Below are 21222 nucleotides of genomic sequence, written 5' to 3'. Positions count from 1 at the left end.
GCGCATCCATGTTCACCAAGACAGCATCCGCCGAGCTGGACCCCGAGCGGCTCGCCCGGCCGCGCATCGCCGAGGGCGTGGCGGTACAGGAGCCGATGGAGGCGGGCGGCCCCTGGGTGCTCCACCGCGGCGGCAGCCGGTACTTCCGGGTCCAGGCCGACCTGGCCCGGTTCACCCGGATCCTGGACGGCACCAGGGACCACGAGCAGCTCGCCGCGGTCCTCGGCTCCCCGTGGACCGCGCACGACGTGGACATGGCGGTCCGCAAGCTCGCCGACCACCAGATGCTGGACGACGGGACGAAGCCCCGGCGGCGCCACCGGCGGGTCCGCTTCATACCGCCGCTGACCGTCCAGTTCACCCTGCTGCGGCCGGAACGGCTGCTGCGGCTGGTGCTGCCCGCACTGCGGCCGCTGGCCGGCCGGTCGGGATCCGCCGCGGCCCTGCTGTGCGCGCTCGGCGGTCTGCTGGCCCTGGTGGCGCAGGCGCCCTCGGTGCGGCAGGCGCTGGGCAGTCCGCTCCCGCCGTCCACGTACGCGGGCGTGGTCCTCGGCGTCCTCGCCACGACCGTCGTGCACGAGATGGGCCACGGGGCGGTCCTCACCTACTACGGCGGGCGGCCGACCCGGATGGGCGTCATGCTCTTCTACCTCTCGCCCGCCTTCTTCTGCGACGTCTCGGACGGCTGGCGCCTGCCGCGCAAGGAGCAGCGGGTGCGGGTGGCGCTGGCCGGCGTCGTCACCCAGTGGGTGATCGCCGGAGCCGCGGCTCTGACCACCCCGCTCACCGGGCCCGGCCTGCGCGAGGGCCTGATCGTCTTCGCGGTCGTCACCTATGTGTCGGGCCTGCTCAATCTGCTGCCCTTCGTGAAGCTCGACGGCTACCTCGCCCTGATGAGCCACCTGGACATCCCGCACCTGCGCGACCGCGCCATGACCGACGCCCGGCGCGCCCTGGGCCGGACGCTGTTCGGCGGACGCTACGAGCGCGAACTCCCGGAGCTTCCCTGGGCGGTTCCGTACGGGCTGATCTGCCTCGCCTTCCCGCTCTACCTCGTCTTCATGGCCGCGAACCTGTGGGGCTCGGCGTTCCTCAGCATGGGAGCCGCGGGCGCCGCCCTGCTGCTGTGCGGCCTGGGATTCCTCGCCCACCACCTCGGGCGCGGCACGAAGAGCCTGGTCCGCGAGGCCCGCGAGGCCGGAGCCCGGACCCGGCGGATCGCCGCGGTCGGCCTCGGGGCCGCGGTCCTGGCCACGGCCTGCGCCATGCTGATCCACCTGCCCTACACGCTGACCGGCGGCTACACCGTGCGGGACGACGGCCGGACCGAACTCCTGCTGCCGACCTCCGCGGACCGCTCCCTCGTGCGCGAGGGGGCCACCGTACGGCTGCTGCGCTCGGGCGTGACCGTGCAGCAGCAGACCGGCGCCGCCACCGTCGCCGGAGCGAAGGCCACCGCGGCCACCGCCCCCCTGTCGATGCTCCTGCCCGTACGCACCAGAGCGCTGCCCATGCCCGTCATCAGCTACCCCCTGGCCGTGGCCGCCACCCCGCAGGACCGCACCGGCACCGCCCAACTGGACGCCGGAAAGCGGCCGTTGGGGGAGTGGCTGTATGTCAAGTACGTCGCCCCGGCCGTCCGCTGGTGACAGCGCCCCACGGCCCGACGACCCGAAGACCGACGAGAAACGACTCAGTGGACATCCGATACCTGGAATACTGCCCGCCCGGCGTCCCCTTCTACGACGTCCCCGCCACCGCCCCGTCGGACGCGGACGACTTCCCGGCCGCGCGCGCCGACCTCGCGCCGGGGTGGACGCGGACCATCAACTCCCACTGGGTCTCGCTCGTCCCGGACCGGGTGACGCTTCCCGCGCAGGGCTGGAAGATCCATGTCTCGGCCACGCTCGACAACGCCGGACGCGTACTCGATGTCGTCCGGCAGTACTGCGAGCCGCGCGACATCGCCTTCAAGTTCATCCGCGGCCCCCAGATCCTGCGCCGGCGCAACGGCAAGTACGGGGACCGCAGCGCGAGCGGCAAGTTCATCGCCCTGTACCCCACCGGCGAGGAGCAGTTGGCCACGGTACTGACCGAACTGGGCGCACTGCTCGACGGCGAGCGGGGCCCCTACATCCTCAGCGACCTGCGCTGGCGGTCCGGCCCCCTCTTCGTGCGCTACGGCGGATTCGCCCTGCGCACGGTCCTGGACGCATCCGGCCGTGAGGTCTTCTGCATCGAGGACCCCGAGGGCAGGCTGGTGCCCGATGTCCGCGGACCGGGTTTCCGGCCGCCGGAGTGGGTGGAGATCCCCGACTGCCTGGCCGAGTCGCTCGCCGCCCGCAACGCGGGCACGCTCGACGACTTCCCCTTCCGTGCCACCAAGGCCCTCCACTTCTCCAACGGCGGCGGGGTGTACAAGGCCACCGACACCCGCGACGGCGGCGTCGTGCTCCTCAAGGAGGCCCGGCCGCTGGCCGGACTCGACGACGCCGACGCGGACGCCGTCACCCGCCTGGAACGCGAGCGCTGGGCACTGGACCGGCTCGCGGGTCTGAACTGCGTACCCGCCCTGTACGACTACCGGGTCGGGCGCGAGCACTACTTCCTGGCCCGGGAGTTCGTGGACGGACCGGCCCTCATCCAGGAGGTCCACCGGCGCAACCCCCTGGTCAACGCCGACCTGCCGGAGACGGAGTACACCGCCTACGCCGCGTGGGCGACCGGCCTCCTGGACCAGGTGGAACAGGCCGTCGAGGCGATGCACGGGCGGGGCGTCGTCTTCGGCGACCTGCATCCGAACAACATCCTGGTCAGCGCCGACGGCACGATCCGCTTCATCGACTTCGAGGCGAGCAGCGCGGCCGAGGACGAGTGCGGGCAGGTCATCGCCGCCCCGGGATTCCGGGCCCCGGAGCACTGCACCGGGACCGCCGTCGACCGCTACGCCCTCGGCTGCCTGCGCCTGGCGGTCTTCCTCCCGCTGACCGTCGTCATGACGTGGTCGCCCGCCAAGCTCGACCAGCTCATCCAGCTGGTCACCGGGAGATTTCCGGTCCCCGCCGACTTCGAGGACCGGGTGCGCCGCGACCTCCAAGCGCCCGGGCCCGCCCGGGCCGGCGCGCCGACCGGCCCCGGCAGCCCCGTATGGCCGCTGTCCACGGCCCGTGACTGGCCCGTGCTGCGCGCGGACCTCGCCGACGGCATCCTGTCCACCGCCACCCCGGACCGCGACGACCGGCTCTTCCCCGGCGACATCGAGCAGTTCCGCACTCCCGGTGGCGGCGTGAACCTCGCCACCGGCGCGGCCGGGGTCCTCTGGGCACTGGCCGAGACGGGTACGCAGGCACCGCCCGAGCACATCGACTGGCTGATCCGGGCCGCCGGCCGGCTGCCCGATCCCCGGGCGGGCCTCTACGACGGGCTCGGCGGCATCGCCTTCGCCCTGGACCGGCTCGGCCGTCCCGGCCAGGGCCGTGAACTACTGGAACGCGCCCTCCGCCTGCCCCGGGACGGCATGGGCGAAGGGCTCTCCGGCGGACTGGCCGGGCTCGGCCTCGTCCTGCTGCACTTCGCCCGCACCACGGCGGACGCCGCGCTGCTCGACCAGTGCCTGGAGCTGGCCGACACGCTCACCGGCCGTTCCCGGGCCGGGAAGCGGGACACCGCGGCGCGCCCCGGCCTGCTGCACGGCGGCGCGGGCGCCGCGCTCTTCCTGGTGCGCCTGCACGAGGAGACGTCCGACCCCACGTTCCTGCATCAGGCGGTCGAGGCGGTACGCACCGACCTGGCCGACCTCGGCTGGCCGCCCGGCGGTGACCGGTCGGACCAGGCCCCCTGGCGGACACCGCTGATCGCCTTCGGCAGCGGCGGCCTGGGCATGGTGCTGCGCGAACTCCTGCGCCACCGGGACGATCCCGGACTGACCGCCGCGCTGGACGCGTTCCGCGCTGCCACCCGGCAGCGGTTCATGCTGCACAGCGGCCTCTACCACGGCCGCGCCGGAGTCACCCTGGCCCTGGGGCACCTGCGGGACGGCACCGAGACCACCGCGGACGCCCTCCGGGAGCACCTCGCCGGTCTGGGGTGGCACGCCGTTCCGCGCGAGGGCGGACCGCTCTTCCTCGGCGACCACAACCTGCGGCTGTCCACGGATCTCGCCACCGGCTCGGCGGGGGTGCTCCTGGCTCTCGACTCCGTCCTCGGCACCTCCGGTTCCGGGCTGCCGTTCCTGCCGGGCCGTACCGGAGGACCGGATGACCACGCCGCATGAGCCCCGGGTTTCGGTGATCTGCCCGACCTTCAACCGGTCCCGGCCGATCACCGACACCCTCGATTCCGTCAGCGCCCAGTCCGTCACGGACTGGGAGATGCTGGTCGTCTCCGACGGCAGCACCGATGACACGGACGACTGGGTCCGCGACCGGGCCCGTACCGATCCGCGCATCCGGCTGATCCGCGCCGAACGCCACGGGCACCCCAGCGGGCCGCGCAACCGCGGCCTCGCCGAGGCCCGCGGCGCGTACGTGGCCTACCTGGACCACGACGACCTCTGGTATCCGGGCCATCTGCGCGCTCTGCTGGACGCCTTCGCCGCCGGCGCCGGCTTCGTGGCGACCGGCTTCGAGATCGCCGACCGGCACGGCCGGGTGACTTCGGTCTCCCGGGCGCTGGACCTGTGCTGGCATCCCGAAGTCCAGACCCTGGGGCCCGTCTTCGAACCGTCCCGGGTGGCCCACCGGCGCGGGCTCGCGGAAGCGGTGGGCGGCTGGCGCGCCGGTTCCGGCGCGGAGGACTGGGACCTGTGGCTGCGGCTCGCCGACGCGCGCACGCGCTTCTCGACCGTCCTCGACCGCACGGTCCGGCTCCTGGCCGACACCGGCACCCGCAGGCACGGCATCACCCCGCGCCGACGCCTGCCCGTCGCCGTGTTCGAGGATGCCGCGCGGGCGCACGCGGCCCTGTGCGAACTGGGCGAGCACCGCCACGAGGCCGCCTTCCGCCGCGCGTGCGCCGCGGACACCCGGGCCTGGCTCCGGCGGATGGCCGCCTCCGCGGAGTTCGTCCGGCCGGCCGGCTGGTCCGGCGACCCGGAGGCGGAACTGGCGGAAGGGACCGAGGGGCTCGGGGGGACAGGGGCCGACCTGCTCCTGGTACCGGAGCGCGGCCGCTACCTCGTGGCCCTGCCGCTGGCGTGCGTCACGGCGGAGCACGCCCTGCGTGTCCAGGCACTGGTCCGGCGCACCCGGCCCGCCCAGTTCGCGCTGATCGACGAGGTGGTCGCCCGGCACGGCGGCGTGCCGGCGCAGGACGCCGGGGAGTACGGGTTCGGGGGCGGCCGGCCGTGAAGGCACTCGTTCTGGCCGGAGGCACCGGCAGCAGGCTGCGGCCCATCACGCACACCGCCGCCAAACAACTGGTGCCCGTCGCCAACAAGCCCGTCCTCTTCTACGGCATCGAGTCGATCGTCGAGGCGGGAGTCGTCGAGATCGGCGTGGTGGTCGGGGACACCGCGCCGGAGATCCGTGCGGCCCTCGGCGACGGGTCACGGTTCGGCGCCCGGATCACGTACGTCCATCAGCCGCGCCCCCTGGGGCTGGCCCATGCCGTCCGCCTGGCGCGCGGCTGGCTCGGCGAGGACGACTTCGTGATGTACCTCGGGGACAACTTCGTGATCGGTGGCATCAAGGGTCCGGCCGAGGATTTCCGGGCCACCGCGCCCGACGCCCGCATCCTCGTCACGCGCGTACCGGATCCCACCCGGTTCGGGGTGGCCGAACTCGGCCCGGACGGACGGGTGATCCGGCTCCAGGAGAAACCGCGTGAGCCCCGCAGCGACCTCGCGGTCGTCGGCGTCTACTTCTTCACGAGCGCCGTGCACCGGGCGATCGAGGCCATCGAACCCTCGGCGCGCGGGGAACTGGAGATCACCGACGCCCTTCAGTGGCTCGTCGACTCGGGGCACGACGTCCGGGCCGGAGCCATCGACGGCTACTGGAAGGACACCGGCGACGTCACCGACATGCTCGAAGTCAACCGGCGGGTCCTGGCCGACATCGAGGGCGCCGTCCTGGGCGACGTCGACGCGACCAGCGTCCTGGTCGGCCCGGTCCGCATCGAGGCGGGTGCCCGGATCGTCCGCTCGACGGTCGTGGGTCCGGCCGTCGTCGGGGCGGGCAGCCTCGTCCAGGACTCCCGGATCGGGCCGGCCACCTCGATCGCCGAGGGCTGTGCGATCACCGGGAGCGACGTGGAGTACTCCCTCATCCTGCGGGACGCCCGGATCGAGCAGGCCGGTCGGATCGAGGGCTCGCTCATCGGCCGTTCGGTACGGGTGACGGGCGCGGCCCTGGCACCGCGCGCCCACCGCCTCGTCCTGGGAGACCACAGTCGCATCCAGCTCGCCTCCTGACCCGCCCGCCCCGCACCCACAGCGAAGGACAGCATCCGTCATGAAGATCCTCGTCACCGGGGGAGCCGGCTTCATCGGCTCCCATCTGGTCCGTTCCCTCCTGGCCGACGACACGACGGACCGGGCGGTCACCGTCCTGGACGCCCTGACGTACGCGGGGAACCCCGCCAACCTCCGCGACGTGCAGGAGGACCCCCGGCTGAGCTTCGTCCGGGGCGACATCCTGGACCGGGACCGCGTGGACCGGCTGCTCGCCGAGCACGACGCGGTGGTGCACCTCGCCGCCGAATCGCACGTCGACCGCTCCATCGCCGACGGGCGTTCCTTCGCCTCCACCAACGTGGTCGGCACCCAGACCCTGCTGGAGGCGGCGGCCCGGGTGGGGACGGGCACCTTCGTCCATGTCTCCACCGACGAGGTGTACGGCTCGATCGCCGCCGGCTCCTGGACGGAGGAGCAGCCGCTCGCCCCCAACTCGCCCTATGCGGCGGCCAAAGCGGGTTCCGATCTGCTGGCCCTCGCCTACCACCGCACCCACGGGCTCGACGTCCGCATCACGCGCTGTTCCAACAACTACGGCACCCACCAGTTCCCCGAGAAGGTGATCCCGCTCTTCATCACCCGGCTCCTGGCGGGCGGCCGGGTCCCGCTCTACGGCGACGGCCGCCAGATCCGGGACTGGCTGCACGTCGAGGACCACTGCCGCGCCATCCGCCTGGTCCTCGAAGGAGGCCGCCCCGGCGAGGTCTACAACGTCGGCGGCGGCACGGAACTGACGAACAGGGAGCTCACGGCACGGCTGCTCCAGGCGTGCGGAGCCGACTGGGACAGCGTCGAGCACGTGCCGGACCGCAAGGGCCACGATCTGCGCTACTCGGTCGACTCGGCGAAGATACGGGACGAGCTGGGATACCGGCCCGAGCGCTCCTTCGACGAGGGCCTTGCGGAGACGGTCGCCTGGTACCGGCGCAATCGCGGCTGGTGGCGGCCGGTCTCCGCGACGGCCGCGTAGCCGATCCCCGCAGACCACCGTGCGTCGCACGCGACCGGTGTGCGTACAGTGAAGTCCGATAGTCGGTACAGGGGCGGCAGGGGTGGGGCGCGTGCACAGCTCGGACGGAGTGCCCGTGCTCCGGGTCGTGGTGGTCGACGACGAAGAGCTCATGCGCTCCGGGCTGCAGATCATCCTCGGCAGCGCGCCCGACATCGACGTCGTCGCGACGTGCGACGGGCCCGACGCCCGCGCTACAGTCACCCGGCACCAACCGGACGTGGTGCTGCTCGACATCCAGATGCCGGGCATCGACGGCCTCGCCGTCCTGGCCCAGCTGCGCGCCCTGACGCCTCCGCCCGTCGTCGCCATGCTCACGGCGTTCGCCTCGGACGACTTCGTCCACACGGCACTGCACCAGGGCGCGGCGGGTTATCTGTTGAAGGACACCGATCCCGAGCAACTCCTGTGGGAGGTAAGGGCGCTCGCCTCCGGCGGCCGGCCGCTGTCCTCCAGCGTCGCACCGTCGATCATCGACGGATACCTCGCGCACAGCACCGGCACGAAAGGCGCGGCCCACGCCGTCGACGCGCTCAGCCCCAGGGAGCAACGGGCGCTGACGCTGCTCGGGCACGGCCTGACGAACACGCAGATAGCCGAGCGCCTCCAGCTCTCCCCCAGCACGGTCAAGGACCACCTCAGCGCCCTGATGACCAAACTCGGGTGCGACAACCGGGTGCAGGCCGCGGTGATCGCCGAACGCGCGGGTCTGCTGGACCGGCCCCGAGACCGGGCATGAGCGCCGGCCGGCTGCGGTCCTGGCTGCGCGCGCGGCGGTCCTGGATCCTCCTCGGCATCGGTGGTCCCGCCGTCGAATGCGCGCTCATGACGGCGGACCTCTCCGCCACCGACGCGCACGCGGGGCTGAAGACGTTCCTCCTGCTCATCACGCCGCTGCTCCTGTTCGCGGCCGACCGCTTCCCCCTGGCGGTCTTCTTCGCCGTCCTGCCCTCCCTGTACGCGGGAGCCGACGTCCCGCCGCTGTCCGCCCTCTACATGGTGGCGCTGCACAGCCGCCGCCGCTGGGTCCCCGTCGGCTGTGCCATGGTCTTCGCGTACTGCGAGCAGCACACCGCCGCGTACCCGCGGATGAGCGTCGCCTCCCTCGACGACATCGCCCGCACGACCGCATACGCGATGATCTGCATCGCACCCGCCGTTCTCGGGATGCTGACCCGCACCCGGGGCGAGCTGGCCGCCCGGCTGGCGGAACTCGAAGTGTCACGGGTGCGCGAGAACGACCTGCTCACCCAGCAGGTGCTGGCAGGGGAACGGGCCCGCCTGGCCCGGGAGATGCACGACGTGATCGCCCACAAGGTCAGCCTGATCAGCGTGCAGTCCGCGGCCCTCCAGGTCTCCACCACCGATCCGCGGGTCCACGAGAGCGCGCGTACGGTCAGGACGCTGGCCGCCACCACCCTGGGCGAGCTGCGCCAGATGCTCGGAGTCCTGCGCGCGTCCGGGGGCACCGTCGACGTCCGTGCCCCGCAGCCGCGCCTCGCCGATCTGCCCCAGCTCATCGCCGACAGCGGCCTGGACGCCGCGTTCCGTGCCGAGGTCGCGCTGGTCGGGACGGGCGCCGCGGCCTGGTCGGAGACGGTGCAGCGGGCCGCGTTCCGTACCGTCCAGGAGGGTTTGACGAACGCCTCCAAGCACGCGCCGGGCGCGGCCATCGACATCCATCTGTGCGAGACGGACCAGCACCTGCACGTACGGATCCGTAACGCCCCGCCCCCTTCCGGCACTTTGCCCCTGGGCCTGCCCACGAGCGGGTTCGGCCTGACCGGACTGCGCGAACGTGCCCAGCTGGCGGGCGGCAAGGTGTGGGCCGGCCGCACGGACGACGGCGGCTACCTCCTGCACGGCGTCTATCCCCCGCGGTACACACACCGGCCCTGACGCCGAACGGGCGGTCCGGACCCGGAGGTTCGGACCGCCCGTTCACAGGCGTGGGGGATCAGCCCGCCGAGGGATCAGCCCTTGAGCGCCTTGTCGATCGCGGCGGTGAAGGAGGCCGGGTCCGAGGGAGCGTTGTCCGAGCCCTCCGCGGTGATCTTCTTGCCGTCCATCTTCAGGGTGGGCGTGCCCTGGACCCCGCTCTTGTCGAACTTGTCCGACATGACGAGCGCCCACTTGTCGTAGGTGCCGTCCTTGACCGCCTTGTCGAAGGCCGCGTTGCCCTTGAGCGCGGGAACGGTGTCCGCGATCGTGATCAGGTAGTCGCGGTCCTTGAACTTGTCGGTGGTCTCCTCGGGGTGGTACTTCGCCGAGTAGAGCGCCGACTTGTACTCAAGGAAGGCCTCGGGGCTGACGTTCAGGGCCGCGCCGAGCGCGCTCAGGGCGGTCTTGGAGCCGGTGCCCGGGCTGCCCTTGTCGATGAACGTGGCGCCGATGAACTGGATCTTGTACTTGCCCGCGTCGATGTCCTTCTTGATCGTCGGGCCGACGGCCTGCTCGAACTGCGAGCAGATCGGGCAGCGCGGGTCCTCGTACATTTCGAGGGTCTTCTTCGCGTCCGCCTTGCCGATGACGACGGTCGTGCCGTCGCTGCCCGAGTTGGCGGGCTTCACCAGGGCCTTGTCCTTGGCGGCGTCCCAGGCGCTGGGCTTCATGGCCTGCATGATCCCGTAGCTCGCTCCGCCGGCTACGGCGAGGACGGCGACGATGGACCCGGCCACGATGAGCTGGCGGCGGGTCTTGGCCTTCTTGGCCTCGCGCTCGCGCTCCGCTCGCAGCCGCTCGCGGGCGGCAGCCTTGTTGGCCTGGCTGTTGCGGGAACTCATGATCTTTTTCTCCGGATGGCAGGTGGGGAAAGCAGGGGGGACTGCGGGGGCTCGGCGCTCAGAGCACGCCGAGCGCCGGGCGGGGCGGTCCCCTTCGTGCCACGGAGTGCACCAGGAGGCGGGTGCGCGAGCCGCCGGGCCCGGGGTGCGCCGGGCGCGCGAGCGGGCGGCCGTGCGCGTCGGCGGCCCGCACCACGGCGACCGCGATCAGCAGCGGCCGGAACGCGAACACGCCGACCGCGCGCAGCAGCCGGGCCAGCGCCGCCTCGCCGCGCCGCAGCCACAGGGCCGCGAGCAGCCCGACGGCCAGGTGTGCGCCGAGCAGCAGCCACGGGACGGCCGGCCCCGGGTGGGTCAGCAGCGTGGCCGCGCCGGCCGGGGTGTGCACGGCCCCCAGCGTGCCGCCGCCGCACAGCAGGTCGAAGCCGACCGCGCGCAGGGCGCCCGCGACGGGGCCGCCCGCCGGGCCGTAACAGACGTGCTGGCCCGTGGTGAACAGGGTGTCGGCGGCCAGCTCCAGCGGGACCAGGGCCCCCGCGATCGCCCAGTAGCCGCGCTCGCGCCCGGCCAGGGCGTACGCGATCACGAACACGGCGCCGGCCGCGCCGGCCACCAGGGGGAGCGGCAGCGGGACCTGTGAGAGCAGCACGTGGGACGCGGCCGAGAGCGTCACGACGAGCGCTGTGAAAAGCGCCGCGCGTGCCGCCCTGAGCTGCGTCCTCGATATGTCCATCGCGGGTGAGTGTGCCATGTCCCGCTGTCAGCCGTGCCTAAAGGTTCGGTGAGAGCGGGACCGGCCCGGCCGGTCGTGGCCGGAACACTTGGTCCCGGCCCGACGGCGAAGGCCTACAGGCCCGGAATGCGGCCGTTGCGGAACAGGTCGACGAAGATCTGGTGGTCGGCCCGGGCCCGCGACCCGTAGGAGTGCGCGAAGTCCACGAGCAGGGCGGCGAAGCCCTCCTCGTCGGCGGCGATCGCCGCGTCGATGGCGCGCTCGGTGGAGAACGGGACCAGCTCCGAGTGGCCGCTCTCGTCGTCCGCCGCCGCGTGCATCGCCGCGGTGGCCCGGCCGAGGTCGGCGACGACCGCGGTGATCTCGTCCGGGTCGTCGAGGTCCGACCAGTCCAGGTCCACGGCGTACGGCGAGACCTCGGCGACCAGCTGCCCCGCGCCGTCCAGCTCGGTCCAGCCAAGCCACGGGTCGGCGGCGGCCTGGAGCGCGCGCTGCGAGATCACCGTGCGGTGCCCCTCGTGCTCGAAGTAGCCGCGCACCGCCGGGTCCGTGATGTGCCGGGACACGGCCGGGGTCTGCGCCTGCTTGATGTAGATCACCACATCGTTCTCCAGGGCGTCGCTGTGCCCTTCGAGCAGGATGTTGTACGAGGGCAGCCCGGCCGAGCCGATCCCGATGCCGCGCCGGCCGACCACGTCCTTCACCCGGTAGGAGTCCGGGCGCACCAGGCTCTCCTCGGGCAGCGTCTCCAGATAGCCGTCGAAGGCCGCGAGCACCTTGTAGCGCGTCGCCGCGTCCAGCTCGATCGAGCCGTCGCCCTCGGTGAACCGGCGCTCGTAGTCGCGGATCTCGGTCATCGAGTCGAGCAGCGCGAACCGGGTGCGGGCGCGGGCGTCGCGCAGCGCGCCGAGCAGCGGGCCCTGGGCCGTGTCCAGCGTGAAGGGCGGCACCTCGTCGTCCTTGGCGCCGGAGGCGAGCGCGTGGATGCGCTCGCGGTAGGCGGCCGCGTAGGTGCGCACCAGATCGGTGATCTGCTCGTCGCTGAACGCCTTGGTGTAGCCGATCAGCGCGAGCGAGGCGGCGAGCCGCTTCAGGTCCCAGGTGAAGGGGCCGACGTACGCCTCGTCGAAGTCGTTGACGTTGAAGATCAGCCGGCCGTTGGCGTCCATGTACGTGCCGAAGTTCTCGGCGTGCAGGTCGCCGTGGATCCAGACCCGGCCGGTGCGCTCGTCCAGGTAGGGGCCGCCGTGCCGCTCCTTCTCCAGATCCGCGTAGAACAGGCAGGCCGTGCCCCGGTAGAAGGCGAACGCGGAGGCCGCCATCTTGCGGAACTTGACCCGGAAGGCCGCCGGGTCGGCGGCCAGGAGCCGGCCGAACGCCGTCTCGAATACGGCGAGTATCTCTTCGCCGCGCGCCTGGGCGCTGGGCTGCGGGGCCGACATCGCTGGGTGCCTCCTGGTGCGTACTGCCTGCGTCACGATCGGGGCAGGGTATGCCCCTACCAACGCGCGACCGTACCCCGGAGTGCCCGCCGCGACGATCGGCCGCCGCTCCTCGCCGGGGCGCCCCGCGCCGAGGTTCACCGTCGGCTGTCAGCGGGGCGACGTAGACTCCAAGGCTGTCCCCCTCGCTCTGCGAACCCCCCTTGCCGCTGGAGGCCACAGCCGTGACTGGCACGTCCAAGACACCGTTCACGCACCTTCACGTCCACACCCAGTACTCGCTGCTGGACGGTGCCGCGCGGCTCAAGGACATGTTCGACGCCTGCAATGAGATGGGCATGACGCACATCGCCATGTCCGACCACGGCAACCTCCACGGCGCCTACGACTTCTTCCATTCGGCGAAGAAGGCGGGCGTCACGCCGATCATCGGCATCGAGGCGTACGTGGCCCCCGAGTCGCGGCGCAACAAGCGCAAGATCCAGTGGGGCCAGCCGCACCAGAAGCGCGACGACGTGTCCGGTTCGGGTGGTTATACGCACAAGACGATCTGGGCGGCGAGCAAGACCGGTCTGCACAACCTCTTCCGGCTCTCCTCGGACGCGTACGCCGAGGGCTGGCTCCAGAAGTGGCCCCGGATGGACAAGGAGACGATCTCGCAGTGGTCTGAGGGGCTCATCGCCTCCACCGGCTGCCCCTCCGGCGAGGTCCAGACCCGGCTGCGGCTCGGCCAGTTCGACGAGGCGGTGCAGGCCGCCTCCGACTACAAGGACATCTTCGGCGAGGGCCGGTACTTCCTGGAGCTGATGGACCACGGCATCGAGATCGAACGCCGGGTGCGCGACGGCCTGTTGGAGATCGGCAAGAAGCTCGGCATCCCGCCGCTGGTCACCAACGACTCGCACTACACCTACGCCCACGAGGCGACCGCGCACGACGCCCTGCTCTGCATCCAGACCGGCAAGAACCTCTCGGACCCGGACCGCTTCCGCTTCGACGGCACCGGCTACTACCTGAAGTCCACCGATGAGATGTACGCGGTGGACTCCTCGGACGCCTGGCAGGAGGGCTGCCGCAACACCCTGCTCGTCGCGGAGCAGATCGACACGAGCGGCATGTTCGAGGCCAAGAACCTCATGCCGAAGTTCGAGATCCCCGACGGCTACACCGAGGTCACCTGGTTCCAGGAGGAAGTCCGGGTCGGCATGGAGCGCCGCTATCCGGGAGGTGTCCCCGACGACCGCCAGAAGCAGGCGGAGTACGAGATGGACATCATCATCCAGATGGGGTTCCCGGGATACTTCCTGGTCGTCGCCGACTTCATCATGTGGGCCAAGAACAACGGCATCGCGGTCGGCCCCGGCCGGGGTTCGGCGGCCGGCTCGATCGTCGCGTACGCCATGGGCATCACCGACCTCGACCCGATCACGCACGGCCTGATCTTCGAGCGGTTCCTCAACCCCGAGCGCGTCTCCATGCCCGATGTCGACATCGACTTCGACGAGCGCAGGCGCGTCGAGGTGATCCGGTACGTGACGGAGAAGTACGGCTCCGACAAGGTCGCCATGATCGGCACCTACGGAAAGATCAAGGCGAAGAACGCCATCAAGGACTCCGCGCGCGTCCTCGGCTACCCGTACGCGATGGGCGACCGCCTCACCAAGGCCATGCCCGCCGACGTCCTCGGCAAGGGCATCGACCTCTCCGGCATCACCGACCCCAAGCACCCGCGCTACAGCGAGGCGGGCGAGATCCGGGGGATGTACGAGAACGAGCCGGACGTGAAGAAGGTCATCGACACCGCCAAGGGCGTCGAGGGCCTGGTCCGGCAGATGGGCGTGCACGCGGCCGGCGTCATCATGTCCAGCGAGCCGATCGTCGACCACGCGCCGATCTGGGTCCGGCACACCGACGGCGTCACCATCACGCAGTGGGACTACCCGCAGTGCGAGTCGCTCGGCCTGCTGAAGATGGACTTCCTGGGTCTGCGGAACCTGACCATCATGGACGACGCCGTCAAGATGGTGAAGGCCAACAAGGGCATCGACCTGGAGATGCTCTCGCTCCCGCTCGACGACCCCAAGACCTTCGAACTGCTCTGCCGCGGTGACACCCTCGGCGTCTTCCAGTTCGACGGCGGCCCGATGCGTTCGCTGCTGCGCCAGATGCAGCCCGACAACTTCGAGGACATTTCCGCCGTCTCGGCCCTGTACCGGCCGGGCCCGATGGGCATGAACTCGCACACGAACTACGCCGAGCGCAAGAACGGCCGCCAGGAGATCACCCCGATCCACCCGGAGCTGGAGGAGCCGCTCAAGGAGACCCTGGGCCTCACCTACGGCCTCATCGTGTACCAGGAGCAGGTGCAGAAGGCCGCCCAGATCGTCGCGGGCTACTCGCTGGGCGAGGCCGACATCCTGCGCCGCGTGATGGGCAAGAAGAAGCCCGAGGAGCTGGCGAAGAACTTCGTCCTCTTCCAGGCCGGCGCCAAGGAGAAGGGCTACTCCGACGCGGCGATCCAGGCCCTGTGGGACGTCCTGGTCCCGTTCGCCGGATACGCGTTCAACAAGGCGCACTCCTCGGCGTACGGCCTGGTCACCTACTGGACCGCGTACCTCAAGGCCAACTACCCGGCCGAGTACATGGCGGCGCTGCTCACCTCGGTGAAGGACGACAAGGACAAGTCGGCCATCTACCTCAACGAGTGCCGGCGCATGCGCATCAAGGTGCTGCCGCCGAACGTCAACGAGTCGGTGCACAACTTCGCCGCCCAGGGCGACGACGTGATCCTGTTCGGCCTGGAGGCGGTGCGCAACGTCGGCACCAACGTGGTCGACTCGATCATCCGCTCCCGCAAGGCCAAGGGGAAGTTCGCCTCCTTCCCCGACTACCTCGACAAGGTCGAGGCCGCCGCCTGCAACAAGCGCACCACGGAATCGCTGATCAAGGCGGGCGCCTTCGACACCATGGGCCACACCCGCAAGGGCCTGACCGCCCAGTTCGAGCCCATGATCGACAACGTGGTGCAGGTCAAGCGCAAGGAGGCCGAGGGCCAGTTCGACCTCTTCGGCGGCATGGACGAGGACAGCAGCGAGCCGGGCTTCGGCCTCGACGTCGAGTTCGGCGACGTGGAGTGGGAGAAGTCCTATCTGCTCGCCCAGGAGCGCGAGATGCTCGGCCTGTACGTCTCCGACCACCCGCTGTTCGGCCTGGAGCACGTCCTGTCCGACAAGGCGGACGCGGGCATCGGCCAGCTCACCGGCGGGGACTATTCGGACGGCTCGATCGTCACCATCGGCGGCATCATCTCGGGCCTCCAGCGCAAGATGACCAAGCAGGGCAACGCCTGGGCGATCGCCACCGTCGAGGACCTGGCCGGCTCCATCGAGTGCATGTTCTTCCCGGCGACGTACCAGCTGGTGTCGACCCAGCTGGTCGAGGACGCCGTGGTGTTCGTCAAGGGCCGGCTCGACAAGCGCGAGGACATCCCGCGGCTGGTCGCGATGGAGCTGATGGTCCCCGACCTGTCGTCGGCGGGCACCAACGCGCCGGTCGTGCTGACCATCCCCACCGTGAAGGTCACCCCGCCGATGGTCAGCCGGCTCGGCGAGATCCTGGGGCACCACCGGGGCAACACCGAGGTGCGGATCAAGCTCCAGGGCCCGCGCTCGACCACCGTGCTGCGGCTCGACCGGCACCGGGTCCAGCCGGATCCGGCCCTCTTCGGCGACCTGAAGGTGCTGCTCGGCCCGTCCTGCCTGGCCGGCTGAGCCGCGCGGAGTCCCTTCCGTCACGGCATCGCACGAGAAAGGGGCGCACCCATCGGGTGCGCCCCTTTTTCTCAAGGACGGCTAGTTATGACCGAAGCGACGCTGGTGCTTACGGGCAACATCCGCCGGGCTGCCCTGGGCCTGCGACTGGGGCATGGCCTGGGACTCGAAGGCGGTCGACTTCGACTGCTCCTGGCCGCGCTCGGCGGCCTCGGAGCGCTCCTGCTGACTGCCGGACTTGCGGTTCTTGTTCTTGGCCATGGTGCTGCCTCCTGTGGGGAACTCGGGGCCAGGGCCGCTGTCAGACTCACACAGGTGGGCAAAGGGCGCATTTCGGATCATTACGCTGCGTGAGCAGGGCGTGACGCGCCAATCCGCCACGCCGATGATCGAGTTCCGGTGCTCAACCCTTGCGCGGTCGGGCAGACTCGAAGGAAACCCGAAGTTCATTCGGTGATCTCCCGAACCCCCGTTCCTGATTTCTTTATTTCTTCGGCTTTTCCGTTCCCGAAAGAGGGTGGAACGCATGGACCGCTGCGTCGTCCTGGTGGATGCCGGCTACCTGCTCGGTGCCGCCGCGAGTCTGCTGGCCGGAGAACCGGCCCGTTCCCGCATCACGGTCGATCACGCCGCCCTGATCCAGGGGCTCCGCGAGCGGGCTGAGGCCGACACCCAGCAGCCGCTCCTGCGCATCTACTGGTTCGACGGCGCTCCCGACCGGGTGCCCCAGCCCGAACACCGGCGGCTGCGCGTGATGCCCAGGGTCACCGTTCGCCTGGGCGCCCTGACCCGCAGCGACGGCCGCTGGGCGCAGAAGGGCGTGGACGCGGCCATGCACGCCGAGCTGACCGAACTGGCCCGCAACCGCGCCTGCTCGGACGTCGTCCTGGTGACCGGCGACGGCGATCTGCTGCCGGGCCTGATGTCCGCCAAGGAACACGGTGTGGCCGTCCACCTGTGGGCCGTCCAGGCCGCCGACGGCGACTACAACCAGTCCGAGGACCTGGTCGCCGAGGCCGACGAGCGCCGGGTGCTCGACCGGGCCTGGATCACCCAGGCCGTCCGCGCCCGCGACCTCACCGGGATCTGCGCCCCCGCGCCCGCGCCCCGGCCCGAGATCGCCGCGATCCTCTCCGCGCCGCTGCCCGAGTCCGCGCTCGCCGCATCCGCCGAGCGGGCCGCCGAGGCCCAGGCCGCCGCGGTCCGCAACGGCACCGCACCCCCCGAGGCCCCCAGCGAGAACGGTGCCTCCGTGCCCGCGCCGACCGGCGCCAAGGGCGTACCCACCCCGAAGGACCTGGCCTCCCTGCGCGGCCCCGGCACCACCCCGGCCGCCCCCGCGCCGCCGGCCTCGGCGACTCTGCGCTGGTCCTCCGACAAGGGCTGGGTGGAGCGGCCCGGCTCCGCGCTCGGGGAATCCCCCGAGACCGCCTCGCTGCCGACGCTTGCCCAGCTCACCAGCGCCGAGCAGCGCTGGGCCGACCGCGAGGAGGACATCACCACGGTCGGCGGCGACCCCTACGAGGTGGGCCAGGTCTTCGCGCGGCGCTGGATGGAACGCCTCCCCGAGCCCTCGCACGTCCAGAAGCTGTCCACCATGTACCCGCGCATCCCGCACCGCATCGACGGTGAACTCCTGCGCTACGCCGCCCGGTTCGGCCTCCTGGCGCACAAGGACGACCAGATCGACGAGCACGACCGGTACGCGATCCGGGCCGGCTTCTGGCGCGAGATCGACGTGCGGGCCGCCGCCGAACGCCAGCCGGCCGGCGAGTAGCACGGTGGCCGGGGGCGGCTCGGCGGGTCCGCTAAGCCGCCCCCGGGGCCGGGCGGGTCCTTCGACCCCTTAGGCTCGTTCCCCGTGAGTACCGGCACAGCAGCGGCGCGGGCCGGCACCGTTTGCGCGGTGCGGGGCCTGGTCAAGACGTACCCCGCGACCCGGGGCCGGCGCGGTGCGCCCGGTACGCCCGAGGTGCGGGCCACCGACGGGATCAGCCTCGAAGTGCACCGCGGCGAGATCTTCGGGCTGCTCGGGCCCAACGGCGCCGGCAAGTCCACCCTGGTGCGCCAGCTGACCGGGCTCATGCGGCCCGACGCCGGCTCGGTCGACGTGCTCGGCCACGACCTGGTGCGCCACCCCGAACGGGCGGCCCGGCTCATCGCCTACCTCGGCCAGGAGTCCACCGCACTGGACGAACTCACCGTCTCGCTCGCCGTCGAGACCACCGGCCGGCTGCGCGGGCTCCCCCTGCGCGAGGCCCGCGCCGAACGCGACGCCGTCCTCGCCGAGCTGGGCCTCGACGAGATCGCCGGACGCCCGCTCAAGAAGCTCTCCGGCGGCCAGCGGCGGCTGGCCTGCTTCGCCACCGCCCTCGTCGGCGAGCGCCCCGTCCTCGTCCTGGACGAGCCCACCACCGGCATGGACCCGGTGGCCCGGCGCGCGGTCTGGGCCGCCGTCGACCGGCGGCGGGCCGAGCGCGGCGCGACCGTCCTGCTCGTCACCCACAACGTGATCGAGGCCGAGACCGTCCTCGACCGGGTCGCCGTCATCGAGCGCGGCCGGGTCATCGCCTGCGACACCCCCGCGGGCCTCAAGGCCCGCGTCGCCGACGAGGTGCGGGTCGAGCTCGTGTGGCGCGACCGCGCCCCCGTCGAGGTCCCCGAGGTCGCCGCGCTGCGCGCCGAGGCCCAGGAGGCCGGCCGGCGCTGGACGCTGCGGCTCAGCCCCGAACGGGCCCGCGCCGCCGTCGCCACGGTCACCGGCGGCCCCGCGTTCGCCGCCCTCGACGACTTCACCCTGGCCACGCCGAGCCTCGAAGACGTCTACCTCGCCCTCGGCGGCCGCACGGAAGGGCTGGTGAAGGCGTGAGCGCCATTCCGCTGGAGAGCAGTGTGGAGGCCGCGGCCGAACGGGCCTCGGCGAGCGGTGCCACCGGGCGCCCGGGCGCCTCGCACGCGGCCCCGCTCGCCCCCCGCGCCCGTCTGCTGCCCGCGCTCGCCGCGGTCTACCGCGCCCAGCTCTCCCGGGCCCGGGTGGCCCGCATCCCGCTCCTCTTCGTCGCGACCTTCCAGTCCGTCGGCATCATGATCCTGATGCGGGGCGTGGTGGACGGCGGCAGCGAGGCCCGTTCGGTGGTGGCCGGCTCCAGCGTGCTGGTCGTCGCCTTCGTCGCGCTCAACCTGCTCGCCCAGTACTTCGGCCGGCTGCGGGCCGACGGCGGCCTCGACCACTACGCGACGCTGCCCGTGCGGCCCGCCTCCGTGGTCCTCGGCACCGCCGCCGCCTACGCCTCGTTCACCGTGCCCGGCACGTTCGTCACCGCCGTCTTCGGCTGCCTCCTGTTCGGGCTCCCGATGGCGCATCTGTGGATCCTGGCCGCGGTGATCCCGCTCGCCGGCGCGGCCCTGTCCGGACTCGGCGCGGCCCTCGGGCTGCTCGCTCCCCGGCAGGAACTCGCCACGCTGTTCGGCCAGTTGGGGATGTCGGCGGCGCTGCTGCTCGGCGTGCTCCCGGCGTCCCGGATGCCGGGGCCGATCGCGTACGCGCGTGATCTGCTGCCGTCCACCTACGGGGTGGAGGCCTTCGCGCGGGGCTTCGACGCGCACCCCGACTGGGCCCTGATCGGGCTCGACCTCGGCGTGTGCGCGGCGGTGGGGGTCGTCTCGCTCGCCGTGGCGGCCTGGGCCTACCGCCGGGCGGCGGTCCGGTGAGGCAGCCCACAGGCACGCCTGGCACGATGTCAGGGTGACCGCACCTCTGACACCGCCCCATGAGCAGCCCCCGGGCAACGACCCGTGGCAGACGCACGCCGGGGGCTCCCGCCCCGAACCCAGTGAGGGGGCGCTGGTCATGCGGAAGGACCTGCGGGACGCGGCGCTCGTCGCCGTCGCCGTGACGGTGCTCGGAGTGGCGCTCGGACTGCTGTGGCTGTGGCTCGCTCCGCGCGTGCCCCTGATCGCCGACGACAAGGCCGTCTTCCTCAAGGACACCGAGGGGGAGGAGGCGATCGGCGGTGACGGAACGTTCATCTTGCTGGCGCTCGGGCTCGGCGCGCTCAGTGCCGCCGCGGTCTTCCTGTTCCGCCGCAAGGGCGGCATCGCCCTGGTCGTCGGCCTCGCGATCGGCAGCCTGCTCGGCTCGGTCCTCGCCTGGCGCCTGGGCGTCTGGCTCGGGCCGAACCAGGACGTGGTGGCCGCCGCGAAGGCGGCCGGACCGGGCGTCACCTTCGACGCCCCGCTGAAGCTCGACGCCAAGGGCGCGCTGCTCGCCTGGCCGGTCGCCGCCATGGCCGTCCACCTGGGCCTCACGGCCCTGTTCGGGCCCCGGGACCCGGATCCCGTGTGGCAGGTGCCGCAGCTGGACCCGGGACCGGGAAAGCCGGACTCCTCCGGCCTCTAGGCACGCTCAGGCCGGGCGCCTTCCGTGGTTGGCCCGGCCCTTCTTGACGCGCCACTTCCGCTTGCGGGTCCGCTTCGACATGGGCGTACCTCCCGCCCTCGGGTTCTAGTCGAGTACGGGAGGTACGTCGAGGTGCTAAACGCGCCCGATCGGGGCCACCAGCGCCCCCGTGAGGGCCGCCAGGTCGGCGGGGGACAGCTCGACCTCCAGGCCCCGGCGGCCGGCCGAGACACAGATCGTGGCGTGCCCGGACGCGGAGTCGTCCAGGACCGTACGCAGCCTCTTGCGCTGGCCGAGGGGGGAGATGCCGCCCCGCACATAGCCGGTGGTGCGTTCGGCGGCCGCCGGGTCGGCCATCGTGGCCCGCTTGCCGCCGACCGCGGCGGCGAGCGCCTTGAGGTCGAGCGATCCGGCCACCGGGACCACGGCCACCGTCAGTTCGCCGTCCACGTCGGCGACCAGCGTCTTGAACACCCGCTCCGCGCTCACCCCGAGGGCCTGCGCGGCCTCCTCGCCGTAGGAGGCGGCGGCCGGGTCGTGCTCGTAGGCGTGCACGGTGAAGGCGGTGCCCGCCGCCGTCAGGGCCACCGTCGCCGGGGTGCCCCCGCTCTGCTTCTTCTTGGCCAAGGCGG

The 21222-nt window shown here is 72.0% G+C and carries 17 protein-coding genes; 12 read left to right on the top strand and 5 right to left on the bottom strand.

The features are described 5' to 3' along the window. Positions 1–8: 8 nt before the first annotated feature. The 7 genes from mpaP to CG740_RS09460 all read left to right on the top strand — a co-directional run bounded on the left by mpaP (position 9) and on the right by CG740_RS09460 (position 9362). Positions 9–1649, top strand: coding sequence for a daptide biosynthesis intramembrane metalloprotease (mpaP, locus tag CG740_RS09490; RefSeq protein WP_100574564.1), 1641 nt, complete (start codon positions 9–11; stop codon positions 1647–1649). Positions 1650–1696: 47 nt separating this feature from the next. Continuing rightward, positions 1697–4273, top strand: a complete 2577-nt coding sequence (gene lanKC, locus CG740_RS09485) for a class III lanthionine synthetase LanKC (RefSeq protein WP_100574563.1) — start codon at positions 1697–1699, stop codon at positions 4271–4273. After that, positions 4257–5348, top strand: coding sequence for a glycosyltransferase (locus CG740_RS09480; protein WP_100574562.1), 1092 nt, complete (start codon positions 4257–4259; stop codon positions 5346–5348). The genes lanKC and CG740_RS09480 overlap by 17 nt, the downstream gene beginning before the upstream one ends. Next, positions 5345–6412 (top strand): glucose-1-phosphate thymidylyltransferase, encoded by a 1068-nt coding sequence (locus tag CG740_RS09475; RefSeq protein WP_100574561.1) that lies wholly within the window; start codon positions 5345–5347, stop codon positions 6410–6412. The genes CG740_RS09480 and CG740_RS09475 overlap by 4 nt, the downstream gene beginning before the upstream one ends. A 40-nt stretch (positions 6413–6452) precedes the next feature. Then, positions 6453–7424, top strand: a complete 972-nt coding sequence (gene rfbB, locus CG740_RS09470; RefSeq protein ID WP_100574560.1) for a dTDP-glucose 4,6-dehydratase — start codon at positions 6453–6455, stop codon at positions 7422–7424. Between the two features lie 91 nt (positions 7425–7515). Continuing rightward, positions 7516–8202: a response regulator gene (locus CG740_RS09465; RefSeq protein WP_267895396.1), complete on the top strand. Its 687-nt coding sequence runs from the start codon at positions 7516–7518 to the stop codon at positions 8200–8202. Beyond that, on the top strand, positions 8199–9362 hold the full coding sequence (locus CG740_RS09460) for a sensor histidine kinase (protein WP_100574558.1): 1164 nt from the start codon (positions 8199–8201) through the stop codon (positions 9360–9362). Before CG740_RS09465 ends, CG740_RS09460 begins: the two co-directional genes overlap by 4 nt. 74 nt (positions 9363–9436) lie before the next feature. Here CG740_RS09460 and CG740_RS09455 read toward each other — a convergent pair whose 3' ends face one another. The 3 genes from CG740_RS09455 to CG740_RS09445 form a co-directional block, all read right to left on the bottom strand. Next, complete coding sequence (locus CG740_RS09455; RefSeq protein WP_100574557.1) at positions 9437–10246, bottom strand: thioredoxin domain-containing protein; 810 nt, start codon at positions 10244–10246, stop codon at positions 9437–9439. Positions 10247–10304: 58 nt separating this feature from the next. After that, a complete protein-coding gene (locus CG740_RS09450) occupies positions 10305–10979 on the bottom strand; it encodes a hypothetical protein (protein ID WP_100574556.1) in 675 nt (224 codons plus the stop codon). A gap of 113 nt (positions 10980–11092) precedes the next feature. Beyond that, positions 11093–12421 carry a DUF2252 domain-containing protein gene (locus CG740_RS09445; RefSeq protein ID WP_100574555.1) on the bottom strand — a complete coding sequence of 443 codons (1329 nt, stop codon included), beginning with the start codon at positions 12419–12421 and terminating at the stop codon, positions 11093–11095. Positions 12422–12645: 224 nt separating this feature from the next. On the opposite strand from CG740_RS09445, the gene dnaE reads away from it, so the two are divergent. Then, positions 12646–16191, top strand: a complete 3546-nt coding sequence (dnaE, locus tag CG740_RS09440) for a DNA polymerase III subunit alpha (protein WP_199846384.1) — start codon at positions 12646–12648, stop codon at positions 16189–16191. A gap of 81 nt (positions 16192–16272) precedes the next feature. Here the strand turns inward: dnaE and CG740_RS09435 are convergent, their stop codons facing one another. Further along, complete coding sequence (locus CG740_RS09435; protein ID WP_100574554.1) at positions 16273–16452, bottom strand: hypothetical protein; 180 nt, start codon at positions 16450–16452, stop codon at positions 16273–16275. Positions 16453–16717: 265 nt separating this feature from the next. On the opposite strand from CG740_RS09435, the gene CG740_RS09430 reads away from it, so the two are divergent. The 4 genes from CG740_RS09430 to CG740_RS09415 all read left to right on the top strand — a co-directional run bounded on the left by CG740_RS09430 (position 16718) and on the right by CG740_RS09415 (position 20590). Then, the gene (locus CG740_RS09430; RefSeq protein WP_100574553.1) at positions 16718–17968 is read left to right on the top strand and encodes an NYN domain-containing protein; all 1251 of its coding nucleotides are present in this window, start codon (positions 16718–16720) and stop codon (positions 17966–17968) included. A gap of 84 nt (positions 17969–18052) precedes the next feature. Continuing rightward, positions 18053–19060, top strand: coding sequence for an ABC transporter ATP-binding protein (locus CG740_RS09425; RefSeq protein WP_100574552.1), 1008 nt, complete (start codon positions 18053–18055; stop codon positions 19058–19060). A gap of 23 nt (positions 19061–19083) precedes the next feature. Next, a complete protein-coding gene (locus tag CG740_RS09420) occupies positions 19084–19902 on the top strand; it encodes an ABC transporter permease (protein ID WP_199846393.1) in 819 nt (272 codons plus the stop codon). A 34-nt stretch (positions 19903–19936) separates the two neighbouring features. After that, on the top strand, positions 19937–20590 hold the full coding sequence (locus CG740_RS09415) for an ABC transporter permease (RefSeq protein ID WP_100574550.1): 654 nt from the start codon (positions 19937–19939) through the stop codon (positions 20588–20590). Positions 20591–20725: 135 nt separating this feature from the next. Here CG740_RS09415 and ybaK read toward each other — a convergent pair whose 3' ends face one another. Further along, a complete protein-coding gene (gene ybaK / locus CG740_RS09410; RefSeq protein ID WP_100574549.1) occupies positions 20726–21217 on the bottom strand; it encodes a Cys-tRNA(Pro) deacylase in 492 nt (163 codons plus the stop codon). Between the last annotated feature and the right edge of the window lie 5 nt (positions 21218–21222).

It is taken from the genome of Streptomyces sp. CB01201, assembly GCF_002803085.1.
GTDB classification, from domain to species: Bacteria; Actinomycetota; Actinomycetes; order Streptomycetales; family Streptomycetaceae; genus Streptomyces; species Streptomyces hundungensis.
This window is presented reverse-complemented; position numbering and strand designations above follow the sequence as displayed.

Excerpts from the sequence above, each read along its gene's own strand:
- CG740_RS09455 (WP_100574557.1), bottom strand. The coding sequence starts at position 10,246 with ATGAGTTCCCGCAACAGCCAGGCCAACAAGGCTGCCGCCCGCGAGCGG.
- CG740_RS09480 (WP_100574562.1), top strand. The coding sequence starts at position 4,257 with ATGACCACGCCGCATGAGCCCCGGGTTTCGGTGATCTGCCCGACCTTC.
- CG740_RS09445 (WP_100574555.1), bottom strand. The coding sequence starts at position 12,421 with ATGTCGGCCCCGCAGCCCAGCGCCCAGGCGCGCGGCGAAGAGATACTC.
- CG740_RS09460 (WP_100574558.1), top strand. The coding sequence starts at position 8,199 with ATGAGCGCCGGCCGGCTGCGGTCCTGGCTGCGCGCGCGGCGGTCCTGG.
- CG740_RS09430 (WP_100574553.1), top strand. The coding sequence starts at position 16,718 with ATGGACCGCTGCGTCGTCCTGGTGGATGCCGGCTACCTGCTCGGTGCC.
- CG740_RS09435 (WP_100574554.1), bottom strand. The coding sequence starts at position 16,452 with ATGGCCAAGAACAAGAACCGCAAGTCCGGCAGTCAGCAGGAGCGCTCC.
- rfbB (WP_100574560.1), top strand. The coding sequence starts at position 6,453 with ATGAAGATCCTCGTCACCGGGGGAGCCGGCTTCATCGGCTCCCATCTG.
- CG740_RS09450 (WP_100574556.1), bottom strand. The coding sequence starts at position 10,979 with ATGGACATATCGAGGACGCAGCTCAGGGCGGCACGCGCGGCGCTTTTC.
- mpaP (WP_100574564.1), top strand. The coding sequence starts at position 9 with ATGTTCACCAAGACAGCATCCGCCGAGCTGGACCCCGAGCGGCTCGCC.